This is a genomic window from Vibrio sp. St2, from assembly GCF_947311885.1.
Classification (GTDB): domain Bacteria; phylum Pseudomonadota; class Gammaproteobacteria; order Enterobacterales; family Vibrionaceae; genus Vibrio; species Vibrio coralliilyticus.
Genome location: NZ_CAMZNA010000010.1, coordinates 88,524 through 108,234, shown reverse-complemented (window position 1 = coordinate 108,234; position 19,711 = coordinate 88,524). Strand labels below are relative to the sequence as shown.

At 47.2% G+C, this 19,711-nt stretch carries 16 protein-coding genes; 15 read left to right on the top strand and 1 reads right to left on the bottom strand.

Annotation, left to right across the window (positions count from 1 at the left end; all coding sequences use genetic code 11):
- The first annotated feature begins 22 nt into the window (after nucleotides 1-22).
- The 10 genes from QMA41_RS21425 (at nucleotide 23) to acpS (ending at nucleotide 8,631) form a co-directional block, all read left to right on the top strand.
- Nucleotides 23-652: an RseA family anti-sigma factor gene (locus QMA41_RS21425; protein WP_281630564.1), complete on the top strand. Its 630-nt coding sequence runs from the start codon at nucleotides 23-25 to the stop codon at nucleotides 650-652.
- A complete protein-coding gene (gene rseB / locus QMA41_RS21420) occupies nucleotides 649-1,614 on the top strand; it encodes a sigma-E factor regulatory protein RseB (RefSeq protein WP_281630563.1) in 966 nt (321 codons plus the stop codon). Before QMA41_RS21425 ends, rseB begins: the two co-directional genes overlap by 4 nt.
- The gene (locus QMA41_RS21415) at nucleotides 1,611-2,081 is read left to right on the top strand and encodes a SoxR reducing system RseC family protein (protein ID WP_006957795.1); all 471 of its coding nucleotides are present in this window, start codon (nucleotides 1,611-1,613) and stop codon (nucleotides 2,079-2,081) included. The genes rseB and QMA41_RS21415 overlap by 4 nt, the downstream gene beginning before the upstream one ends.
- Before the next feature lie 105 nt (nucleotides 2,082-2,186).
- Nucleotides 2,187-3,980 carry a translation elongation factor 4 gene (lepA, locus tag QMA41_RS21410; protein ID WP_043006850.1) on the top strand — a complete coding sequence of 598 codons (1,794 nt, stop codon included), beginning with the start codon at nucleotides 2,187-2,189 and terminating at the stop codon, nucleotides 3,978-3,980.
- A gap of 88 nt (nucleotides 3,981-4,068) precedes the next feature.
- Entirely contained in the window at nucleotides 4,069-4,965 is an 897-nt protein-coding gene (gene lepB / locus QMA41_RS21405) for a signal peptidase I (RefSeq protein WP_019274407.1), read from the top strand.
- Nucleotides 4,966-5,047: 82 nt separating this feature from the next.
- Nucleotides 5,048-5,725 carry a ribonuclease III gene (gene rnc / locus QMA41_RS21400; RefSeq protein WP_006957792.1) on the top strand — a complete coding sequence of 226 codons (678 nt, stop codon included), beginning with the start codon at nucleotides 5,048-5,050 and terminating at the stop codon, nucleotides 5,723-5,725.
- Nucleotides 5,718-6,692, top strand: a complete 975-nt coding sequence (gene era / locus QMA41_RS21395; RefSeq protein WP_021458523.1) for a GTPase Era — start codon at nucleotides 5,718-5,720, stop codon at nucleotides 6,690-6,692. Before rnc ends, era begins: the two co-directional genes overlap by 8 nt.
- Nucleotides 6,693-6,785: 93 nt before the next feature.
- A complete protein-coding gene (recO, locus tag QMA41_RS21390) occupies nucleotides 6,786-7,514 on the top strand; it encodes a DNA repair protein RecO (protein WP_006957790.1) in 729 nt (242 codons plus the stop codon).
- Nucleotides 7,511-8,242 (top strand): pyridoxine 5'-phosphate synthase, encoded by a 732-nt coding sequence (gene pdxJ, locus QMA41_RS21385; RefSeq protein ID WP_006957789.1) that lies wholly within the window; start codon nucleotides 7,511-7,513, stop codon nucleotides 8,240-8,242. Before recO ends, pdxJ begins: the two co-directional genes overlap by 4 nt.
- A gap of 5 nt (nucleotides 8,243-8,247) precedes the next feature.
- Complete coding sequence (acpS, locus tag QMA41_RS21380; protein WP_006957788.1) at nucleotides 8,248-8,631, top strand: holo-ACP synthase; 384 nt, start codon at nucleotides 8,248-8,250, stop codon at nucleotides 8,629-8,631.
- Here acpS and barA read toward each other — a convergent pair.
- Entirely contained in the window at nucleotides 8,616-11,399 is a 2,784-nt protein-coding gene (barA, locus tag QMA41_RS21375; RefSeq protein WP_006957787.1) for a two-component sensor histidine kinase BarA, read from the bottom strand. The two genes, acpS and barA, sit on opposite strands and share 16 nt — an antisense overlap.
- Nucleotides 11,400-11,569: 170 nt before the next feature.
- Here barA and rlmD point away from each other — a divergent pair, with 170 nt between their 5' ends.
- From rlmD to eno, 5 genes are all read left to right on the top strand, one after another.
- Nucleotides 11,570-12,889 (top strand): 23S rRNA (uracil(1939)-C(5))-methyltransferase RlmD, encoded by a 1,320-nt coding sequence (gene rlmD, locus QMA41_RS21370; protein ID WP_281630562.1) that lies wholly within the window; start codon nucleotides 11,570-11,572, stop codon nucleotides 12,887-12,889.
- 74 nt (nucleotides 12,890-12,963) lie between these two features.
- A complete protein-coding gene (gene relA / locus QMA41_RS21365; protein ID WP_038163647.1) occupies nucleotides 12,964-15,183 on the top strand; it encodes a GTP diphosphokinase in 2,220 nt (739 codons plus the stop codon).
- A gap of 205 nt (nucleotides 15,184-15,388) precedes the next feature.
- Nucleotides 15,389-16,189, top strand: coding sequence for a nucleoside triphosphate pyrophosphohydrolase (gene mazG, locus QMA41_RS21360; protein WP_021458604.1), 801 nt, complete (start codon nucleotides 15,389-15,391; stop codon nucleotides 16,187-16,189).
- 156 nt (nucleotides 16,190-16,345) lie between these two features.
- Nucleotides 16,346-17,986, top strand: a complete 1,641-nt coding sequence (locus QMA41_RS21355) for a CTP synthase (RefSeq protein ID WP_006957783.1) — start codon at nucleotides 16,346-16,348, stop codon at nucleotides 17,984-17,986.
- A 78-nt stretch (nucleotides 17,987-18,064) separates the two neighbouring features.
- On the top strand, nucleotides 18,065-19,363 hold the full coding sequence (eno, locus tag QMA41_RS21350) for a phosphopyruvate hydratase (RefSeq protein WP_082313390.1): 1,299 nt from the start codon (nucleotides 18,065-18,067) through the stop codon (nucleotides 19,361-19,363).
- The last annotated feature ends 348 nt before the right edge of the window (nucleotides 19,364-19,711 follow it).

The following is a 19,711-nucleotide window of genomic DNA, read 5'->3' as shown; positions in this document are numbered from 1 at the left end:
AGTAACGTTAATGGTGAAAAGAATGGCTGACAAAGAGAAACTTTCAGCACTCATGGATGGAGAGTTGGTCGATAAGGCTTTAATCGGTGAATTAGAGCAAGACCAAGCTAGCCTACAAACCTGGAAAAATTACCATTTAATTGGTGATGTGATGCGAGGTGAAGCACCGGAGAAACCGGAGTGGAACATTGCAGACAGCGTTGCACTTGCGCTAGAAGATGAGCCCGTGCATTCAACGTTCACCTCTGGCAAGATTGCCGACATTAATGAACAACGCATAGAAGCGCAGCCGACGCCTTCTCAAGCGCGTCGTCAGTTGCCAGCTTGGCTCAGCCAATTTGGTCAGGTGGCGGTTGCCGCGTGTGTGTCACTCGCTGTGATCTTAGGCGTACAGCAATACGGTGGCAGTGATCCTAGCCAACCGGAAGCGGAACAATTGCCTGTACTGCAGACGATTCCATTTGCAGGCAGTGCTGAACCAGTGAGCTTGACACGTTCTTCGGTGGAACAGCCAACAGCGTCAAGTGAAACTAACGTGCAAGAGCAGCGCCGTCGAATTAACGCCATGCTTCAAGACTATGAATTACAGCTTCGCCTCAATAGCGATAACGCTGTAGAGCATAATGACAACCCAGAAACGGTAGTTGAATGAGAAAATTTCTGATCAGTGCGCTGACACTGTTCAGTTTGAGTTCGCCACTAGCCTTTGCAGAAGAAAAACCTGCAGAGGCTTTGTTGCATCAAATGAACGAAGCCAGTCAGCATCTCAATTATGAACTGTCTTATATCCTGATTAAGAAAAACAGCATCGAACCTTTGCTGTATCGACACGCTCGCAGCGAAGATCAGCAACTCGCTCACCTTGTTTACCTAAGTGGACCTGTACGTGAAGTGATTCGCCGAGGTGATGAGGTTAGTTATATCGAGCCTGGTGTTGAGCCGTTTACCATTGAGTCCGGTAACATGGTTGCCCCGACTATCCCGCTTCTAAATTCTAATGTTGATGAGCTGAGTGAGATTTACGACTTTATTCAAGTCGGTCGAGCGCGTGAAGCGGGTGCGGCTTGCCAAGTATTGAGAATTGCTCCGAAAGACGGGTTACGCTATTCCTATATCCTGTGGATCGATGAGCAAACTAAGCTTCCACTAAGAGCTGATCTGGTTGATCGTGATGGCGAAGTGCTGGAACAGTTCCGCACCATTTCCTATAGCGTCAATGATAAGATTTCTGACATTCTTAGCGGTTTGAATACCGTTAAATTGCCCGACGTATTGTCCCTGCCAAAAGGCGAGCTAGAGAAAAGCTTTTGGACGGTCGGTTGGATTCCGAAAGGGTTTGAATCCAAAGAGTTGAACCGTTATCGAATGGCGAATACTAACCGCATGGTCGAAACTCAGATGTACACTGATGGTCTGTTCAGTTTTTCCATCTATGTGTCTGAGAGTGACAATTACTCACTTAAAGGCCAACTGGTTCGTCAAGGGCGTCGCACACTTCATAGCTTCGTAAAAGGTGACAAAGAGATCTCTGTGATCGGAGATATTCCGCCAGCAACCGCTAAGCGAATTGCTCAATCGGTCACCATCAATAAACAAGCGAGTGCCACGCAATGATGACCGCTTTAGCGACAGTATCTGCAGTGAAATCAGGGCCTAAGGGCTATGATGTGGAGCTGAGTTGTGAACAGCAAACCAGCTGCAGCAGCTGCTCGTCGCAAAAAAGCTGTGGTACCGGCATTGTCTCAAAAGCGGTGGGAAACAAGTCTCTGCACTGGCACCTAGTGACCAGCAAACGGGTTAAAGAAGGTCAGGTGGTGGAAATCGGCTTGCCGGAAAAAAGCCTGCTGCAATCGGCCGCAGTGGTTTATCTAGTGCCGTTGTTTGCCATGATTCTAGGCGCTGCGGTTGGACAGTGGCTATTAGCGCCTGCATTTGGTCTTGGCGAAGGTATTGCTATCCTGACATCTGCTATCTTTACTGTGGCAGGCATTTATGGCGCAAAAAGTCTGGCCGTTAATTTTGAACGCCAGTCGCTGCGAGAAGTCATATTACTTCGGGTTTTGGGAGATCCAATTAGCTAGTGCGAAGTGCACAGAAATTGGGTAGAATCTGCCAACTTGATTGAAACGCCGTCACAAGACGGCTTTCTTATGTCCCTATTTTAAAGAGTTTAGTCACACCAAATCATGAAGCACATTCGTAACTTTTCGATTATCGCCCACATCGACCATGGTAAGTCGACCCTATCAGACCGTTTGATCCAAGACTGTGGTGGATTGAGTGACCGTGAAATGGCAGCTCAGGTTCTGGACTCCATGGACCTTGAACGTGAGCGTGGCATCACTATTAAATCTCAAAGTGTGACACTCAACTATACCGCTAAAGACGGTGAAACCTACCAATTGAACTTCATCGATACTCCAGGGCACGTTGACTTTGCCTACGAAGTTTCTCGCTCTCTAGCTGCATGTGAAGGTGCGTTGCTAGTGGTTGATGCTGGTCAGGGTGTTGAAGCTCAGACGTTGGCTAACTGCTATACCGCGATCGAAATGGATCTGGAAGTGGTGCCAATTCTGAACAAGATAGATCTACCTGCTGCGGATCCTGAGCGAGTAGCAGAAGAGATCGAAGAAATTGTTGGCATCGATGCGATGGAAGCCACGCGCTGTTCGGCTAAGACGGGCCTAGGTATTGAAGACGTGCTAGAAAACATAGTCTCTGCGATTCCAGCACCAGAGGGTGATCCAGAAGCACCACTGCAAGCTTTGATCATTGACTCTTGGTTTGATAACTACCTAGGTGTTGTTTCTCTGGTCCGTATTAAAAATGGCGTCCTGAAGAAGAACGATAAGATCAAGGTGATGAGCACTGGCCAAGTTTGGGGTGTGGATCGTCTTGGTATCTTCACACCTAAGCAGGAAGACACGACGGAACTGCGAACGGGTGAAGTAGGCTGGGTTGTCTGTGGTATCAAAGATATCCTAGGTGCTCCTGTTGGTGATACGCTAACGCTAGCAAAGCATGGCTGTGAAGAGCCGTTGCCAGGGTTTAAGAAAGTGAAGCCTCAGGTATACGCCGGACTATTCCCAGTCTCTTCGGATGACTACGAAAACTTCCGTGATGCACTAGGTAAACTGAGCCTGAACGATGCGTCTCTGTTCTATGAACCAGAAAACTCAGCAGCTCTAGGCTTTGGTTTCCGCTGTGGTTTCCTCGGCATGCTTCACATGGAAATCATCCAAGAGCGTCTGGAGCGTGAATACGATCTCGACCTGATTACTACAGCGCCAACGGTAGTGTACGAAGTAGAGCAAACGGATGGCGAGATTCTTTACGTTGATAGCCCGGCTAAGCTACCAGCTGTGAATGATATCGAAGAAATTCGTGAGCCGATTGCACGTTGTAACATCCTTGTACCTTCTGATTACTTAGGTAATGTGATTACTTTGTGTGTTGAGAAGCGTGGTGTTCAGGTTGATATGGTTTATCACGGTAACCAAGTTGCTGTGACTTACGATATTCCGATGGCGGAAGTGGTACTCGATTTCTTTGATCGTCTGAAATCAACGTCTCGTGGTTATGCGTCTCTGGATTACAATTTCCAGCGTTTTGAAGCGTCTAACATGGTTCGTGTGGATGTACTTCTCAATGGTGACAAAGTGGACGCACTGGCATTGATTACGCACAAAGATCAATCTCAGACTCGTGGCCGTCAGCTCGTAGAGAAGATGAAAGAATTTATTCCACGTCAGATGTTTGATATTGCGATTCAGGCGGCGATTGGTAACCATATTATTGCGCGTTCAACGGTTAAACAGCTACGTAAGAACGTAATCGCAAAATGTTATGGCGGTGACGTGAGCCGTAAGAAGAAGCTACTGAAGAAGCAGAAAGAAGGTAAGAAACGTATGAAGCAGATCGGTAACGTAGAGCTGCCTCAAGAAGCCTTCTTAGCGATCTTACACGTAGGTAAAGATTAATTTGTTGGGTAACGACTCAATATAAGAACTTGTTAAGTGAAAGGGTTTCGGCTCTTTCACTTTCGTATTTTTGAGGTAAGGGAAGTCAATGGCAAATACATTTTCACTGTTCTTGGTTATTGTCACTCTGGTGACCGGTATTGTTTGGGTGCTGGAAAAGCTGGTGTTTGCGAAGAAACGTCAGACTAAACTCGCTGCAGTTGAAGCTCAGACAAACGGACTGGATACTGCAACTGCTGAACAAGTGGAAAAGCAGCCATGGTGGATTGAAAACAGTGTTTCAATTTTCCCTGTCATTGCGGCTGTTTTGGTATTGCGCTCGTTTATCTACGAACCGTTCCAAATTCCTTCAGGCTCAATGATGCCGACCTTACTGGTTGGGGATTTTATTCTGGTTGAGAAATACGCATACGGTCTGAAAGACCCAGTGTGGCGTACACAACTGGTTGAAACAGGTAAGCCAGAGCGTGGTGACATCGTGGTATTCAAATACCCACCTCAGCCAAACATTGACTACATCAAGCGCGTTGTTGGCCTACCGGGCGATACGGTGCGTTACAGCAGCAAGAAAGAAGTATGTGTTCAACCTAAAGGCGAAAGCCAATGTACTCAGGTGCCGTTGTCGAATGTGGAAGAAAGCCCATTTATCCAAGATGGTGTGCCACTGATTCAACTGAATGAAAAACTGGGTGAAGTTGAACACCAAATTTTGGTGAACCCATTACGCCGCGATCGCGTGTCGGCTTATCAGCCACGTGGTGGTGTTAATGAGTGGGTTGTGCCAGAAGGTCAGTACTTTGTGATGGGTGATAACCGTGACAACAGTGCAGACAGCCGCTACTGGGGCTTTGTTCCAGAGGCGAATCTGGTTGGTAAAGCGGTTGGTATCTGGATCAGCTTCGAGTTCGAACGCAGTGCAGATAGCTTCTTACCATCATGGATCCCAACTGGTGTTAGGTTTAACCGCATCGGTGGTATTAACTAATTTCTCGTTATATTTGATGTCGCAGCCGTCTTGGCTGCGTCAACTCAACTATAGAGAATGAAAAACAATTTAATGAGAGAGCATGAATTCTCCTATTGCCAAACTAGAGAAAAAGCTCGGCTATCAGTTCAATGATGCAGAGCTTATTAACTTAGCGCTGACTCACCGCAGCGCTCATGGAAAACATAATGAGCGTCTTGAGTTTCTGGGCGATTCAATTTTAAGTTTTGTCATTGCTGACGATCTTTATCACCGTTTCCCGAAAGTGAATGAAGGGGACATGAGCCGTATGCGTGCGACACTTGTTCGTGGTAACACGCTGGCGGAGCTAGGTCGAGAATTCGAACTAGGAGATCACTTAAAATTAGGTCCAGGTGAATTGAAGAGTGGCGGGTTCCGTCGTGATTCTATTCTGGCTGACGCTGTTGAAGCTATCATAGGTGCAATCTACCTAGACAGTGATATTGAAGTGGTGCGTGGCATTATCCTTAGCTGGTATAAGCAACGCCTTGAGGCGATTCAACCGGGTGTTTCTCAGAAAGACCCTAAAACGCGTCTTCAGGAGTTTCTGCAAGGGCGAAGAAAACCACTGCCTGTCTACACAGTGACTAATATTAAAGGTGAAGCACACAATCAGCAGTTTACTGTGTCGTGTGAAGTCGCAGGTGTCGGATCGCCTGTAATAGGTAAAGGCACCAGCCGCCGCAAGGCAGAACAAGCGGCTGCGGAACTAGCACTAGAGCAACTGAGCAATGACTGATTCAACAGATAACAACGAATTCGATATCGATGCGTTTTTCTCATCGAGTGGTGAAGTAAGCTCACCGGAAAACCAACATTGTGGCTTTGTTGCTATTGTTGGTCGTCCAAACGTGGGTAAATCAACGCTACTGAACCGAATTCTTGGGCAAAAAATTTCGATCACTTCTCGTAAGCCCCAAACAACACGCCACCGCATTATGGGTGTCGACACTGAAGGCGATTATCAGGCGATTTATGTCGATACTCCAGGTCTTCACATTGAAGAAAAGCGTGCGATCAACCGCTTAATGAACCGCGCGGCCAACTCATCATTGAGTGATGTGAACCTAGTGTTTTTCCTTGTTGATGGTACCCACTGGACCAAAGACGACGAAATGGTTTTGACTAAGCTGCAGAAGTCTAACTTCCCAGTGGTATTGTGTGTCAACAAAGTCGATAACGTACAAGACCGTAACGACGTTATGCTGCACATGATGGACATGTCGAAGAAGATGGAATTCGTTGATGTGGTGCCTATCTCCGCGAAGCAAGGCAAAAATATCGATGTTCTGCGTAAGCATGTACGTGAACACTTACCTCAAGCGACACATCACTTCCCTGAAGAGTATGTTACTGATCGTTCTCAGCGCTTTATGGCGTCGGAAATTGTGCGTGAGAAACTAATGCGCTTCACAGGTGAAGAGTTGCCTTATTCGGTGACGGTAGAAATTGAACGTTTTGATTACAACCCTGAAACCGATGGCTTCCATATCAATGCGCTGATTCTGGTTGAACGCAATGGTCAGAAGAAAATGGTGATTGGTAAAGGCGGCGAGAAAATTAAGACCATAGGTCGTGAAGCACGTCTGGACATGGAAGAACTGTTCGGTCGTAAAGTGTACTTAGAGACGTGGGTTAAAGTGAAATCCGGTTGGGCTGATGATGAACGTGCCTTGCGTTCACTAGGCTACATCGACGATCTATAAGCTTGGCTGCGAATTCACTTCGCTCCAACATGAGTTAGAATAAGGAGCCATCAGGCTCCTTATTTTTTATGTAACATTCATCTGGCAATCTCTATGACCTCAGAAGGCTTACAGCGTTGTTTCGTTCTTCATCGTCGCCCTTATAGTGAGTCGAGTTTAATTCTCGATGTCTTCAGTGAGGAGTTTGGTCGTGTCACTTTAATGTCTAAAGGTGCGCGCAGTAAACGTTCAAACCTCAAAGGCGCGTTGCAGCCTTTTACGCCTCTATTACTTAAGTGGTCGGGTAAAGGATCGATGAAGACACTGCGTCAAGCGGAGCCGATCAGTCTGGGCTTGCCACTGACGGGGATCAACCTTTATTCCGCCATGTATGTCAACGAGTTGATTGGCCGAGTGCTGATGGCGGAAGTGTCAATGCCAGCCCTGTTTCATGATTACCTGCATGCTCTTACTGAACTGGCTCAGTGTGAGAATCCGGAACCGGCATTGCGTCGTTTTGAACTGGCACTGCTGTCTGCAATGGGGTATGGCGTCGACTTTCTGCATTGCGCGGGCACTGGAGAGCCGATTGAACCTGAGATGACCTATCGCTATCGAGAGCAGAAGGGGTTTATCGCTTCAGTTCGACGTGACAATCTGACTTTCGTCGGGAATGAACTGATTGCGATTAGTGAACGAAGGTTCACCACAAAAGAACAACTTAAAGCGGCAAAACGCTTTACACGTATAGCATTAAAGCCGTATCTTGGCGGCAAACCATTAAAGAGTCGGGAGCTATTTATGCAAATCTTAGCGCCCAAATCACGGAGTATTGGAAAATGAGCTCAATCTATCTGGGTGTTAACATCGATCACATTGCCACATTACGTAACGCGCGCGGTACTAAGTACCCAGATCCTGTTCATGCAGCGGAAGTCGCCGAGCGTGCTGGAGCAGATGGCATTACCATTCACCTTAGAGAAGACCGTCGCCATATTGTCGATCGTGATGTACGTATCCTAAGGGAAACGATCCAAACTCGTATGAATCTTGAAATGGCTGTGACGGATGAGATGGTTGAAATTGCTCTGCAAACCCAACCTGAATACGTGTGTTTGGTTCCAGAAAAGCGTGAAGAGCTGACCACCGAAGGTGGTTTGGACGTGGCGGGCCACGTAGAAAAAATTAAAGCGGCAACCAAAATACTGACGGAAGCAGGCATTAAAGTTTCTTTGTTTATTGATGCTGATCGTGAACAGATTGATGCAGCAAAAGCGTGTGGCGCGCCTTACATCGAGCTGCACACTGGTCATTATGCGGATGCTGAGAATGATGAAGATCAGCAAGATGAACTGAAGAAAATTGCAGCTGGCGCAAGCTATGCGGCTGACTTAGGTATCACCGTGAATGCAGGCCATGGTCTGACTTACCATAACGTAGCTCCGATTGCTGCTATCCCTGAAATCTATGAACTAAACATCGGTCATTCTATCATCGGTCGTGCAGCATTTGATGGCTTGCATAAAGCGGTGGCAGATATGAAAGCACTGATGGTAGAAGCGCGTAAGTAATCACAATGGCAATCGTTGGTTTAGGAACAGATATTGCGGAAATTGAACGTGTTGAAAAAGCGCTGTCCCGCAGTGGTGAAGCGTTCGCCCGACGTATTTTGACTGATATCGAGTTACAACGCTTCCAATCGCTGAAGCAGCAGGGGCGTTTTTTAGCCAAGCGCTTTGCTGCCAAAGAAGCGGCGTCAAAGGCATTGGGAACTGGCATTGCATTGGGGGTGACGTTCCATGACTTCACCATTACCAATGATGAGCACGGTGCGCCACTTTTGTCGTTGTCTGGTAAAGCTCTAGAATTTGCCCAAAAAAAACAGGTGGAGAATATCCACCTGTCTATTTCTGATGAACGTCATTACGCCGTTGCTACCGTTATCTACGAATCTAAATAAGGTGCCGCACTCGCGGTGACCTTCTCCATTTCATCTTGCAGTTCAAACAACTCCGGCTCAATATCTTCTAGGCTTGCACCTGAACGCAGAGCTTTCTCTATTGTGGCACAGACTTTTTTCAGCCTTGGGACACCGCAATATGAGCTGCTGCCGTGGAGCTTATGTACGTGATGAACCAGCGTTTCGCTGTCAAAGTCATCTTCTTCCAGCGCTGCTTCAACCACACTACTAACTTCCGGAATAAAGTCGACCAGCATTTGCAACATATCACGGGCAAGATCTTCTTTATTGGCGGATTGTTTTAGCGCTGCTTGCCAGTCGATGATGATGTTGTCATGTTCGATCACTGCTGACGAAGAGTGTTCTGAAGGCTCAACATCGGACGGCAAGTCGAGCTTCTCCATTTCAGATTCCGTGGTATTTGGGTTCCAGTGCATTAACACTTGTTGCAGCACATGTTCTTCAATTGGCTTGGTGAGATAATCATCCATGCCCGCTCCGAGTAGTCTGTCACGTTCGCCACTCATCGCGTGCGCGGTGACGGCGATCACAGGAGTGTTGGCATTAAGCTCAGTTTGCTTGATTTTGCCACAAGCGGTTACGCCATCCATGTGTGGCATCTGAATGTCCATCAGGATGATATCGAAATGCTGGGTTTCCGCTTGAGCTACTGCATCGAGGCCGTTGGTGCAAGTCACCACTTTTTCGACCCGCTCCTGGAGGAGGGCGCTGATCAGTTTCAGGTTTGCTGGGTTGTCATCGACGGCCATAACCGTTAACGGTAGCGTCTCGTTGTATGCCGGTTCAATCTCAACCATTGGCAAGCTTTCTTGATTGGCGGCTAACGTTTGTAGTAGTTTTCGTCGAGATAATGGCTTGGTGATGCAATGAACATGGTGTGTCTGGATAAGGTGATCCGACAGAGCCAGAGCAGTACTAGGGATACCCACTACCACTTGAGGCGCACATTGCTGGGCTTGCTTCACCCACTGTTCAACCAGCTCAGCTTCGTTAGTTTTGTTCGGTGCGAGATTAAGTAGCACATAATCGAACTGGCTAGCTTCTTCTGGGATTGAGGAGCGGTAGGTGACAATCAGTCCTTCTTGAACCAGTGTTTGTTGCGTCACCGAGGCTGCTTGCATGTTCGGCTCGACGAGTAGCAGGGTACGTTGTCGAAGTACTTGGGTTTCCAGTAAGTCGCTCACTGGCATGTCCGTTGAGTTGAGTCTGAGCGTAAACCAGAAGGTTGAGCCTTGGTGCAGGCGACTGGTTAAACTGATTTCTCCCCCCATCTGACTCACGAGTTTTTGGGTGATGACCAGACCAAGCCCTGTCCCGCCGTAGCGGCGAGAAATGCTGGCGTCTGCTTGGCTGAATGCTTGGAACAGTTGAGCTTGCTGGCGCTCGGAAATACCAATTCCGGTATCGCGCACCATAAACTGTAATTCAACCGCATCTTCTTTCTGTGAACGCAGCTCAACACTGATGTCGATGTTGCCCCGCTCGGTAAATTTGATCGAGTTCCCTACTAGGTTAGTGAGTACTTGCTGGATTCGCAGTGGGTCTCCAACTAAGCCTGCCGGGATCTTAGGATCGACTTTAAGGGTTAATTCGAGGCCTTTTTCATGGGCGCTGGTGGCTTGCAAGCTCACTACTTCTTCGAGGGTTTCCTGGAACTCAAACGGAATGTTTTCCAGTGCCAATTTACCTGCTTCGAGCTTAGAGAAGTCCAGAATGTCGTTAATAATATTGAGTAGGTTATTAGCTGACTTTTCTATGGTCTGCAAATAATCCGCTTGGCTGTTAGTCAGTTTGGTTTTAAGCATCTGACGAGTGAAACCAATCACGCCATTCAATGGTGTGCGTAGTTCATGAGACATATTGGCAAGGAACTCGGATTTCACGCGTGCTGCTTCCTGCGCGCGTTTCTTCGCAATATCCAATTCAACGTTCTGAATCTCAAGCTGTTCGAGTGTTTCCCGTAAGTCAGAAGTCGCCTGATCGATACTGTGTTGCATCTCAACATGATATTCCGACAGCGAAACCGCCATCGCGTTGATACCATTTTTGAGAGAATCAAGCTCACCGTGCATCTTGCCTTCAATCCGCACATCGAGGTGACCGCGACGAATTCTGTCGACCATGTTCTTCATATGAGAAATAGGGCGGGTGACGTCATGCATCAGGCGATAAGCGAACACCGCGGACAGCCCCAAACCAGAGAGCAGAACCAGAAACGCAGAGAAAATCTCTTGATACTGTTGCAGGCGCAGGGAAGAGAGGTCGAGCTCTACGGCAATGTAGCCAAGGGCTGGATTGGTGTCTTGCCCTTTAGGCGTCGATATCAAACCGGACTCGGCAATGATCGGCGCGCGCAAAATCAGTGTGTTCTCCTGAAGATCAGACGTCACCAGCAGAGGAATAGGTTCATTGCGTGGAAAGGTTAGGGATTCAAAGTTCGGATGAAAGTTGGAAGTAACGAATAAATCGTGGTTGTAATCGAAGACGGCGATACTGCGAACAAACTTTGAGTTTTTCCGGTGCGCATAACTGATAATTCGACGGACAGATTCGCGGCTGTTGTTTTTCAGCCCTTCTTCGCTGGCAATCGCCAGAGGTTCAATAATACTTAAGCCTGAATTGATGACTTGCTTTTCCAAGTCGTGGTAGCGATTAAAGGAGAAAAACGCACTCAGTAACAGGCCAATGATCAACGTCGGCGCGAGTGTGAGGGTAATAACGCGGGCGCGTAAGCCATATCTTGTCATTATTGTCTAAACATCGTGGTGTGGATATGGGAAAATAACTTCCACAAATAAAAGAAGCCGTCGAATCCTTAAGCATAATAAACTCGTTCGGCTCAGACAATGATTCAGGCCTGAAAAGGTGACGCCTGGACAGCAATACAGAGCAATAGTTAAAAGGCACAGAGCAAAGCATGGCGCGTTTCTTCCAACCGAAAAAGAAAACTCAACTCAACACTAAGCACCAATCGTTGAAAATCGAAAAACTCGATCATCATGGTGCGGGTATCGCTTACCAAAATAAGAAGCCAATTTTTATTGAAGGGGCACTGCCGGGAGAGCAAGTGTTAGCTCAGTTGACCGAAAGCAAGAGCAAGTTCTCACGTGCGACGCTGATTAAGGTGCAAACGCCGAGTGAACAACGAGTTGAACCCTTCTGCCCACATTATCAGCAGTGTGGGGGCTGTAATATGCAGCACCTGAGTAGTGAGCACCAGCAGATGCACAAACAGCAAACGCTGAGTCAATTGATGAGCAAGTTTGCTGGGCAGAGCCTCAACTTAGAGGCCCCGATAGTGGGCGAATCGGAAGGCTACCGTCGCCGCGCTCGCATCAGTGTCATGGTGGATAAAAAAACGCGTCAGTTGAAGTTTGGTTTCCGTAAAAAGCAGAGTAAAGACATCGTCACTCTGACTCACTGCCCCGTTTTGGCGCCGGAATTGGATGAGTTATTGCCTGAGTTATATGCGTTGCTAACGCGCTTTTCTCAACAAGAAAACATTGGTCATGTCGAGTTGGTGAAAGCTGACAACACGCGCATTCTGGTTTTACGTCATCTCAAGCCACTGAAAGATAAAGATCATGATGCGCTGCTTGAATTTGCCACGTTCAATCAGATTACGCTTTATCTGATGCCAAACAACGAACAGCTGGTGCTTGAAGCCGGTAAAGCGGGTGTTTATCAGGAAACGGGCGTCACTATCCCGTTCGAGCCAAATAATTTCATTCAAGTTAATCAGCAAGTGAACGCGCAGATGGTTACTCAGGCGTTGGATTGGCTGGCGTTATCTGAGCATGACCGAGTGTTAGATTTATTTTGTGGGCTAGGGAACTTCAGCCTCCCCATTGCTAAGCAGGTAAAAAGCGTTACCGGTGTGGAAGGGGTCGATGAGATGGTGAAGAAAGCCACTCATAATGCTCAAGTTAACCAGATTGAGAATGCCCAGTTTTATCAGGCAAATTTGGAACAAGATATGTCTGGTCAGCTCTGGGCGAGAGAAAAATTTGATAAAATACTGCTCGATCCAGCACGAGCTGGCGCCAGTGGAATTGTCGAGCAAGTTTCTGCGCTAGGTGCGAAAAGAGTCGTTTATGTTTCTTGCAATCCTGCTACTCTAGCCCGAGATTCTCAGAGCTTGCTAAGTCAGGGATTCGAGTTAAAGAAACTGGGGATGTTAGATATGTTCCCCCATACCAGTCACTTAGAATCAATGGCGCTTTTTGTGAAGGATTAATGCGAACTTAGCCCGTAGTGAGTAGTCTCAAAACGGGGTAGGTCGAAGATAAAAAGTATTACAGGACGAAGACGATGGTTGCGGTAAGAAGCGCACATTTGAATCAAGACGAACAGTTTGAACTAGATAATTGGATTGCGAGTCTAGAGCAAGACAATAAAGTGTCGAAACGTCTTAAAGAGGTATATCGACATTGTGAAACCATTCTACAAGACAACGATCAAGGTCCACTGCTGTTATGGCGTGGGCGTGAAATGATCGAAATTCTCATTACTCTCTCTATGGACAAAGCCACCTTAGTGGCTGCTTTGTTGTTTCCAGTGGTGTCCAGTGGGGCTTATGAACGTGAAGCACTGGAAGAGGATTTCGGCAAAGAAACGATCAAATTGATTGATGGCGTTGAGGAAATGGCGGCACTGGGACAGCTCAATGTCACTATGGAAGGCAGCGCTGCCTCGGCTCAGGTAGATAATGTTCGCCGTATGCTATTAGCGATGGTCGATGACTTTCGCTGTGTGGTCATTAAGCTTGCTGAACGTATCTGTAATCTGATCGAGGTAAAGAAAGCCCCGGACGAAGTTCGCCAAGCTGCGGCGAAAGAGTGTTCAAACATCTACGCGCCTCTGGCAAACCGTCTTGGCATTGGTCAGTTGAAATGGGAAATTGAAGATTACGCTTTCCGTTATCAACAGCCTGACACCTACAAACAGATCGCGAAACAGCTTTCAGAGCGCCGCATCGTGCGTGAGCAATACATCACGGACTTTGTGGATGATCTCTCTAATGAAATTACCTCTTCAGGCATCAATGCAGAAGTCAGTGGGCGTCCTAAGCACATTTACAGTATCTGGCGCAAAATGCAGAAGAAGAGTCTGGCATTTGACGAACTGTTTGATGTTCGCGCTGTTCGTATTATCGCCGACAAACTTCAGGATTGTTATGCAGCACTAGGCGCTGTTCATACCAAATACAAACACCTGCCAAGTGAGTTTGATGATTACGTTGCGAACCCAAAACCGAACGGGTATCAGTCAATCCATACTGTGATTCTTGGCCCTGAAGGCAAAACCATCGAGATCCAGATTCGTACTAAAGACATGCACGAAGACTCGGAGCTTGGCGTTGCTGCACACTGGAAATACAAAGAGGGTGGTGGCGGCCGAAGTGGCTACGACGAGAAAATTACTTGGCTGCGTAAACTGCTTGATTGGCAGGAGGAAATGTCAGATTCCGGCGAAATGCTTGATGAAGTGCGCAGTCAGGTATTTGATGACCGGGTATACGCGTTTACGCCTCGTGGCGATGTGGTCGACTTACCAATGGGCGCGACACCGCTTGATTTTGCTTACCATATTCACTCAGAAGTAGGGCACCGTTGTATCGGCGCCAAAGTTGCAGGCCGTATTGTACCGTTTACCCATAAACTGACGATGGGCGATCAGGTTGAAATCATCACAGCTAAAGAGCCTAACCCGTCTCGTGACTGGCTGAATCCATCAATGGGATTTGTCACATCGGGTCGAGCGCGCGCTAAGATCAATGCTTGGTTCCGTAAGCAATCGCGTGAAAAGAACCTTGAAGCGGGCCGAGAGATTCTTGAAGCAGAGCTGGCCAAAATCAACGCGACACTGAAAGACGCCGAGCAGTATGCGTTGAAGCGCTTTAACGTCAACAGTGCCGATGAGTTGTATGTTGGTGTTGGTAGCGGTGATTTGCGGATCAACCAGATCATTAACCACATTAATGCCTTGGTGAACAAGCCAACTGCAGAGGAAGAAGATCAGCAAGCGCTAGAGAAGCTACAGGAAGCCGAGACCAAAGCGCCTGCGCAAAGCCGTCCTAAGAAAGACGCAGTGGTTGTGGAAGGAGTTGATAACCTGATGACCCACCTTGCGCGCTGCTGTCAGCCGATTCCAGGGGATGAAATCGCAGGTTACATCACTCAAGGTCGAGGTATTTCGGTTCACCGCGCTGACTGTGAACAGCTTGAAGAGCTGCGTCATCACGCTCCAGAGCGTATCATCGATACCGTTTGGGGCAGTGGTTTTGTTGGTTCTTACATCCTGACCGTCCGTGTGGAAGCGATGGAGCGTGGTGGACTACTCAAAGACATCACCACCTTGTTTGCCAACGAGAAGATCAAAGTCACCAGCATGAAGAGCCGTGTTGATTACCGTAAGCAGCTATCGATTATGGATTTTGATCTAGAGGTCACTAACATTGAGATTCTGCAGCGTGTGTCGAAGCGAGTTGAACAGATTAAAGATGTTATGTCGGTAAAACGCCTCGGCTAAAATTCTCGTCATACTTGAAGCTGATAGCGTTGTTGCCTGCGCTTACTCGCTCCATCACATAGACAAGCTATGCTCAGGAGTCTCGCTCGCTTGCCGCCTAGCTACAGCTTCAATTATCTAGAGAATTGATAAACATATAACAAAGGTGAGTGGTTGTACCGCTCACCTTTTTCTTTAGATAGATAGGTTTAAAGGAACAAAGATTATGAATCACCCGATTGAACGACTAGAAGCGATAATGTCGCAGCTTCGTGACCCTGAGAATGGTTGCCCTTGGGACCTAAAACAAAGCTTTGACACAATTGTTCCTCACACCATTGAGGAAACGTACGAAGTGGTGGATGCAATTCATAACCGTGATTGGCCGAACTTGCAGGAAGAGCTCGGGGACTTGTTGTTTCAGGTGATTTTTTACAGCCAACTGGCGAAAGAGCAGGGGCTGTTTGAATTCTCAGATGTTGTTGACACAGTGAATGAGAAGCTGACTCGCCGTCACCCCCATGTTTTTTCTGATGTTGAATTTGAATCGGACGAAGAAATAAACGCCAACTGGGAAGCTGAAAAAGCCAAAGAAAAAGCTGAAGTCGGCAAAAAAGAGCAAAGTATCCTAGACTCAATACCGAGTTCGCTCCCGGCCCTTTCACGAGCGACCAAAATTCAGAAAAAGTGCGCTAAATTTGGTTTTGATTGGGACTCGCTCGGTCCGGTTGTGGGCAAGGTGCGCGAAGAGGTCGATGAAGTCATGGATGAGGCGCTGCAAGTTGCCCCCGATGATGAAAAAGTAGAGCTTGAGCTTGGGGATTTGTTGTTTGCGGTCGTCAACTTAAGCCGTCATCTTGGACAAAATCCTGAATCGGCATTAAGCAAAGCAAATCTCAAATTCTCTCGTCGATTTAAAGGTGTTGAGAAGATGGTGGCTGAGCAAAGTAAGCAGTTGACGGACTTCGATTTACAGCAACTTGATAGCATGTGGGATGAGGTGAAGCGGCGAGAGTCGCAACAATAAACCCAGTGTATCGAGCCGCTCGAATTTGATTTGAAGCAAAAAATAAAAAATTACAGTGTGATAGATTTCACGTTGTGGCGATAAGGGTCTTCTGGTATATTTATCTCCCGTCCAGAAGAAATCCATTTCCCTCATTCAACCAATTTCAGGTTAAACATGACGACAAATTACATTTTTGTTACTGGCGGGGTTGTATCCTCTCTAGGTAAAGGTATTGCAGCAGCATCTCTTGCCGCTATTCTTGAAGCTCGTGGTCTTAAAGTGACTATGATGAAGCTTGACCCTTACATCAACGTTGACCCGGGCACAATGAGCCCAACTCAGCATGGTGAAGTGTTCGTTACGGAAGATGGCGCAGAAACTGACCTAGACCTTGGTCACTACGAGCGTTTCATTCGCACCAAGATGACTAAGCGCAACAACTTCACTGCCGGTCGTGTTTACGCAGACGTTCTACGCAAAGAACGTCGCGGTGATTACCTAGGTGCAACGATTCAGGTTATCCCTCATATCACTAACGCCATCAAAGACCGCGTAATCGCAGGTTCTGAAGGCCATGACGTTGCTATCGTTGAAGTCGGCGGTACAGTGGGTGATATCGAATCACTACCATTTATGGAAGCAATTCGTCAGCTAGCTGTAGAGCTAGGTCGTGAGCGTGCTATGTTCATGCACCTGACACTGGTTCCTTACCTTGCCGCAGCAGGTGAAGTGAAAACTAAGCCGACCCAGCACTCAGTTAAAGAGCTGCTGTCTATCGGTATCCAACCAGATATTCTTGTTTGTCGCTCTGATCGCATGATCCCAGCGAACGAGCGTAAGAAGATCGCTCTTTTCTGTAACGTGCAAGAAAAAGCGGTTATCTCTATGAAGGACGTAGATTCAATCTACAAGATCCCTCAATTGATCAAATCTCAAGGTCTTGACGACCTAGTTTGTTCTCGTTTCGGTATTTCTGCTCCTGAAGCTGATCTGACTGAGTGGGAACAGGTTATCTATGAAGAAGCAAACCCAACGGCAGAAGTGACCATTGGTATGGTCGGTAAGTACATCGAACTGCCGGATGCTTACAAGTCAGTCAACGAAGCGCTGAAACACGCAGGTCTGAAGAACCGTTTGAGCGTTAAGATTAAGTACGTTGACTCACAAGACGTAGAAACCAAAGGTGAAGAAGCGCTGGAAGGTCTAGATGCTATCTTGGTACCTGGTGGTTTCGGTGATCGTGGGGTGGAAGGCAAAATCCGTGCTGCGCAATACGCTCGTGAAAACAAGCTTCCTTACCTAGGTATTTGTCTGGGTATGCAAGTGGCACTGATTGAATACGCGCGTAACGTTGCGGGTATGGAAGGTGCACATTCAACAGAATTTAACAAAGAGACGAAGTACCCTGTGGTAGGTTTGATCACAGAGTGGGTAGACGGCGAAGGTAAAGTTGAAGAACGTACCGAAAAGTCTGACCTAGGCGGTACGATGCGTCTTGGTTCGCAGCTATGTCACCTAGAGAAAGGGACTAAAGCTCGTGAACTCTACGGTAGCGCGACGATTCATGAACGTCACCGCCACCGTTACGAAGTGAACAACAATCTGCGTCCAAAAATTGAAAAAGCGGGCCTAAAAGTGTCAGGCCTGTCAGCAGATAAGAAACTTGTGGAAGTGATTGAGAATCCAGCTCACCCATGGTTTGTAGCGGCTCAGTTCCACCCAGAGTTCACTTCGACACCTCGCGATGGTCACCCACTATTCGCAGGGTTCGTAAAAGCGGCTGGTGAATTCCAACGCGGCGAATTAGAGAAGTAAAAAGGATACGGGCAGTGGCGATGGTTGTGCTGCTGCCTTTTAAATTTGACATTTATATTTGAACGAGAGGAAACATTAATGTCTAAGATCGTTAAAGTTCTAGGTCGTGAAATCATCGACTCACGTGGTAACCCAACTGTAGAAGCTGAAGTACACCTAGAAGGCGGTTTCGTAGGTATGGCTGCTGCTCCATCTGGCGCATCAACTGGTTCACGTGAAGCTCTTGAGCTACGTGACGGCGACAAAGCTCGTTTCCTAGGTAAAGGTGTTCTTAAAGCTGTTGAAGCGGTAAACGGTGAAATCGCTGAAGCTCTAGTTGGTAAAGACGCTAAAGACCAAGCTGCAATCGACGCAGTAATGATCGAGCTAGACGGTACTGAGAACAAATCTAAGTTCGGTGCTAACGCAATCCTAGCTGTTTCTCTAGCTAACGCTAAAGCTGCTGCTGCGGCTAAAGGCATGCCTCTATATGAGCACATCGCTGAGCTAAACGGTACTGCTGGTCAGTTCTCTATGCCTCTACCAATGATGAACATCATCAACGGTGGTGAGCACGCAGACAACAACGTTGACATCCAAGAGTTCATGATCCAACCAGTTGGTGCTAAGACTCTTAAAGAAGGTCTACGTATCGGTGCGGAAGTATTCCACAACCTAGCTAAAGTTCTTAAGTCTAAAGGCTACAGCACTGCAGTTGGTGACGAAGGTGGTTTCGCTCCTAACCTTAAGTCTAACGCTGAAGCTCTAGAAGTTATCGCAGAAGCTGTTGCTGCTGCTGGTTACGAACTAGGTAAAGACGTTACTCTAGCTATGGACTGTGCTGCATCTGAGTTCTTCGACAAAGAAGCTGGCATCTACAACATGAAAGGCGAAGGTAAGACTTTCTCTTCTGAAGAGTTCAACCACTACCTAGCTGAGCTAGCTAACCAATTCCCAATCGTTTCTATTGAAGACGGTCTAGACGAGTCTGACTGGGATGGCTTCAAGCACCAAACTGAACTACTAGGTAGCAAGCTTCAACTAGTTGGTGACGACCTATTCGTTACTAACACTAAGATCCTTGCTGAAGGTATCGAAAAAGGCGTAGCTAACTCTATCCTAATCAAGTTCAACCAAATCGGTTCTCTAACTGAGACTCTAGCTGCAATCAAGATGGCTAAAGACGCAGGTTACACAGCAGTAATCTCTCACCGTTCTGGCGAAACTGAAGATGCAACTATCGCTGACCTAGCGGTAGGTACAGCTGCAGGTCAAATCAAGACTGGTTCTATGAGCCGTTCTGACCGTGTTGCTAAGTACAACCAGCTAATCCGTATCGAAGAAGCTCTAGGTGCTAAAGCTCCTTACAACGGTCTTAAAGAAGTTAAAGGCCAGTAATTCATAGTTTGAATTATTAGCTTAAAGCTTTAATGAATGCCTCACTTTTTAGTGGGGCATTTTGCGTTTAAGGCTCTAAGAACTTTTAGAACTCTATGGGCAATGAGCCGTTCTGAGCGTGTTGCAGCCATACCTAAAAGAAATCAACCAGCTAATCCATATCGAAGAAGCTCTAGGTTCTAAAGCTCCTTACAACGGTCTAAAAGAAGTTAAAGGTCAGTAATTCATAGCGTGAATTATTAGCTTAAAGCTTTAAAAACGCCTCCGGTTTCGGAGGCGTTTTTGTTTTTAGGGAAGAGATCAGGCCGTGATAAGTCCGAAGGTACTAATGCTCAGTTTTACATGATC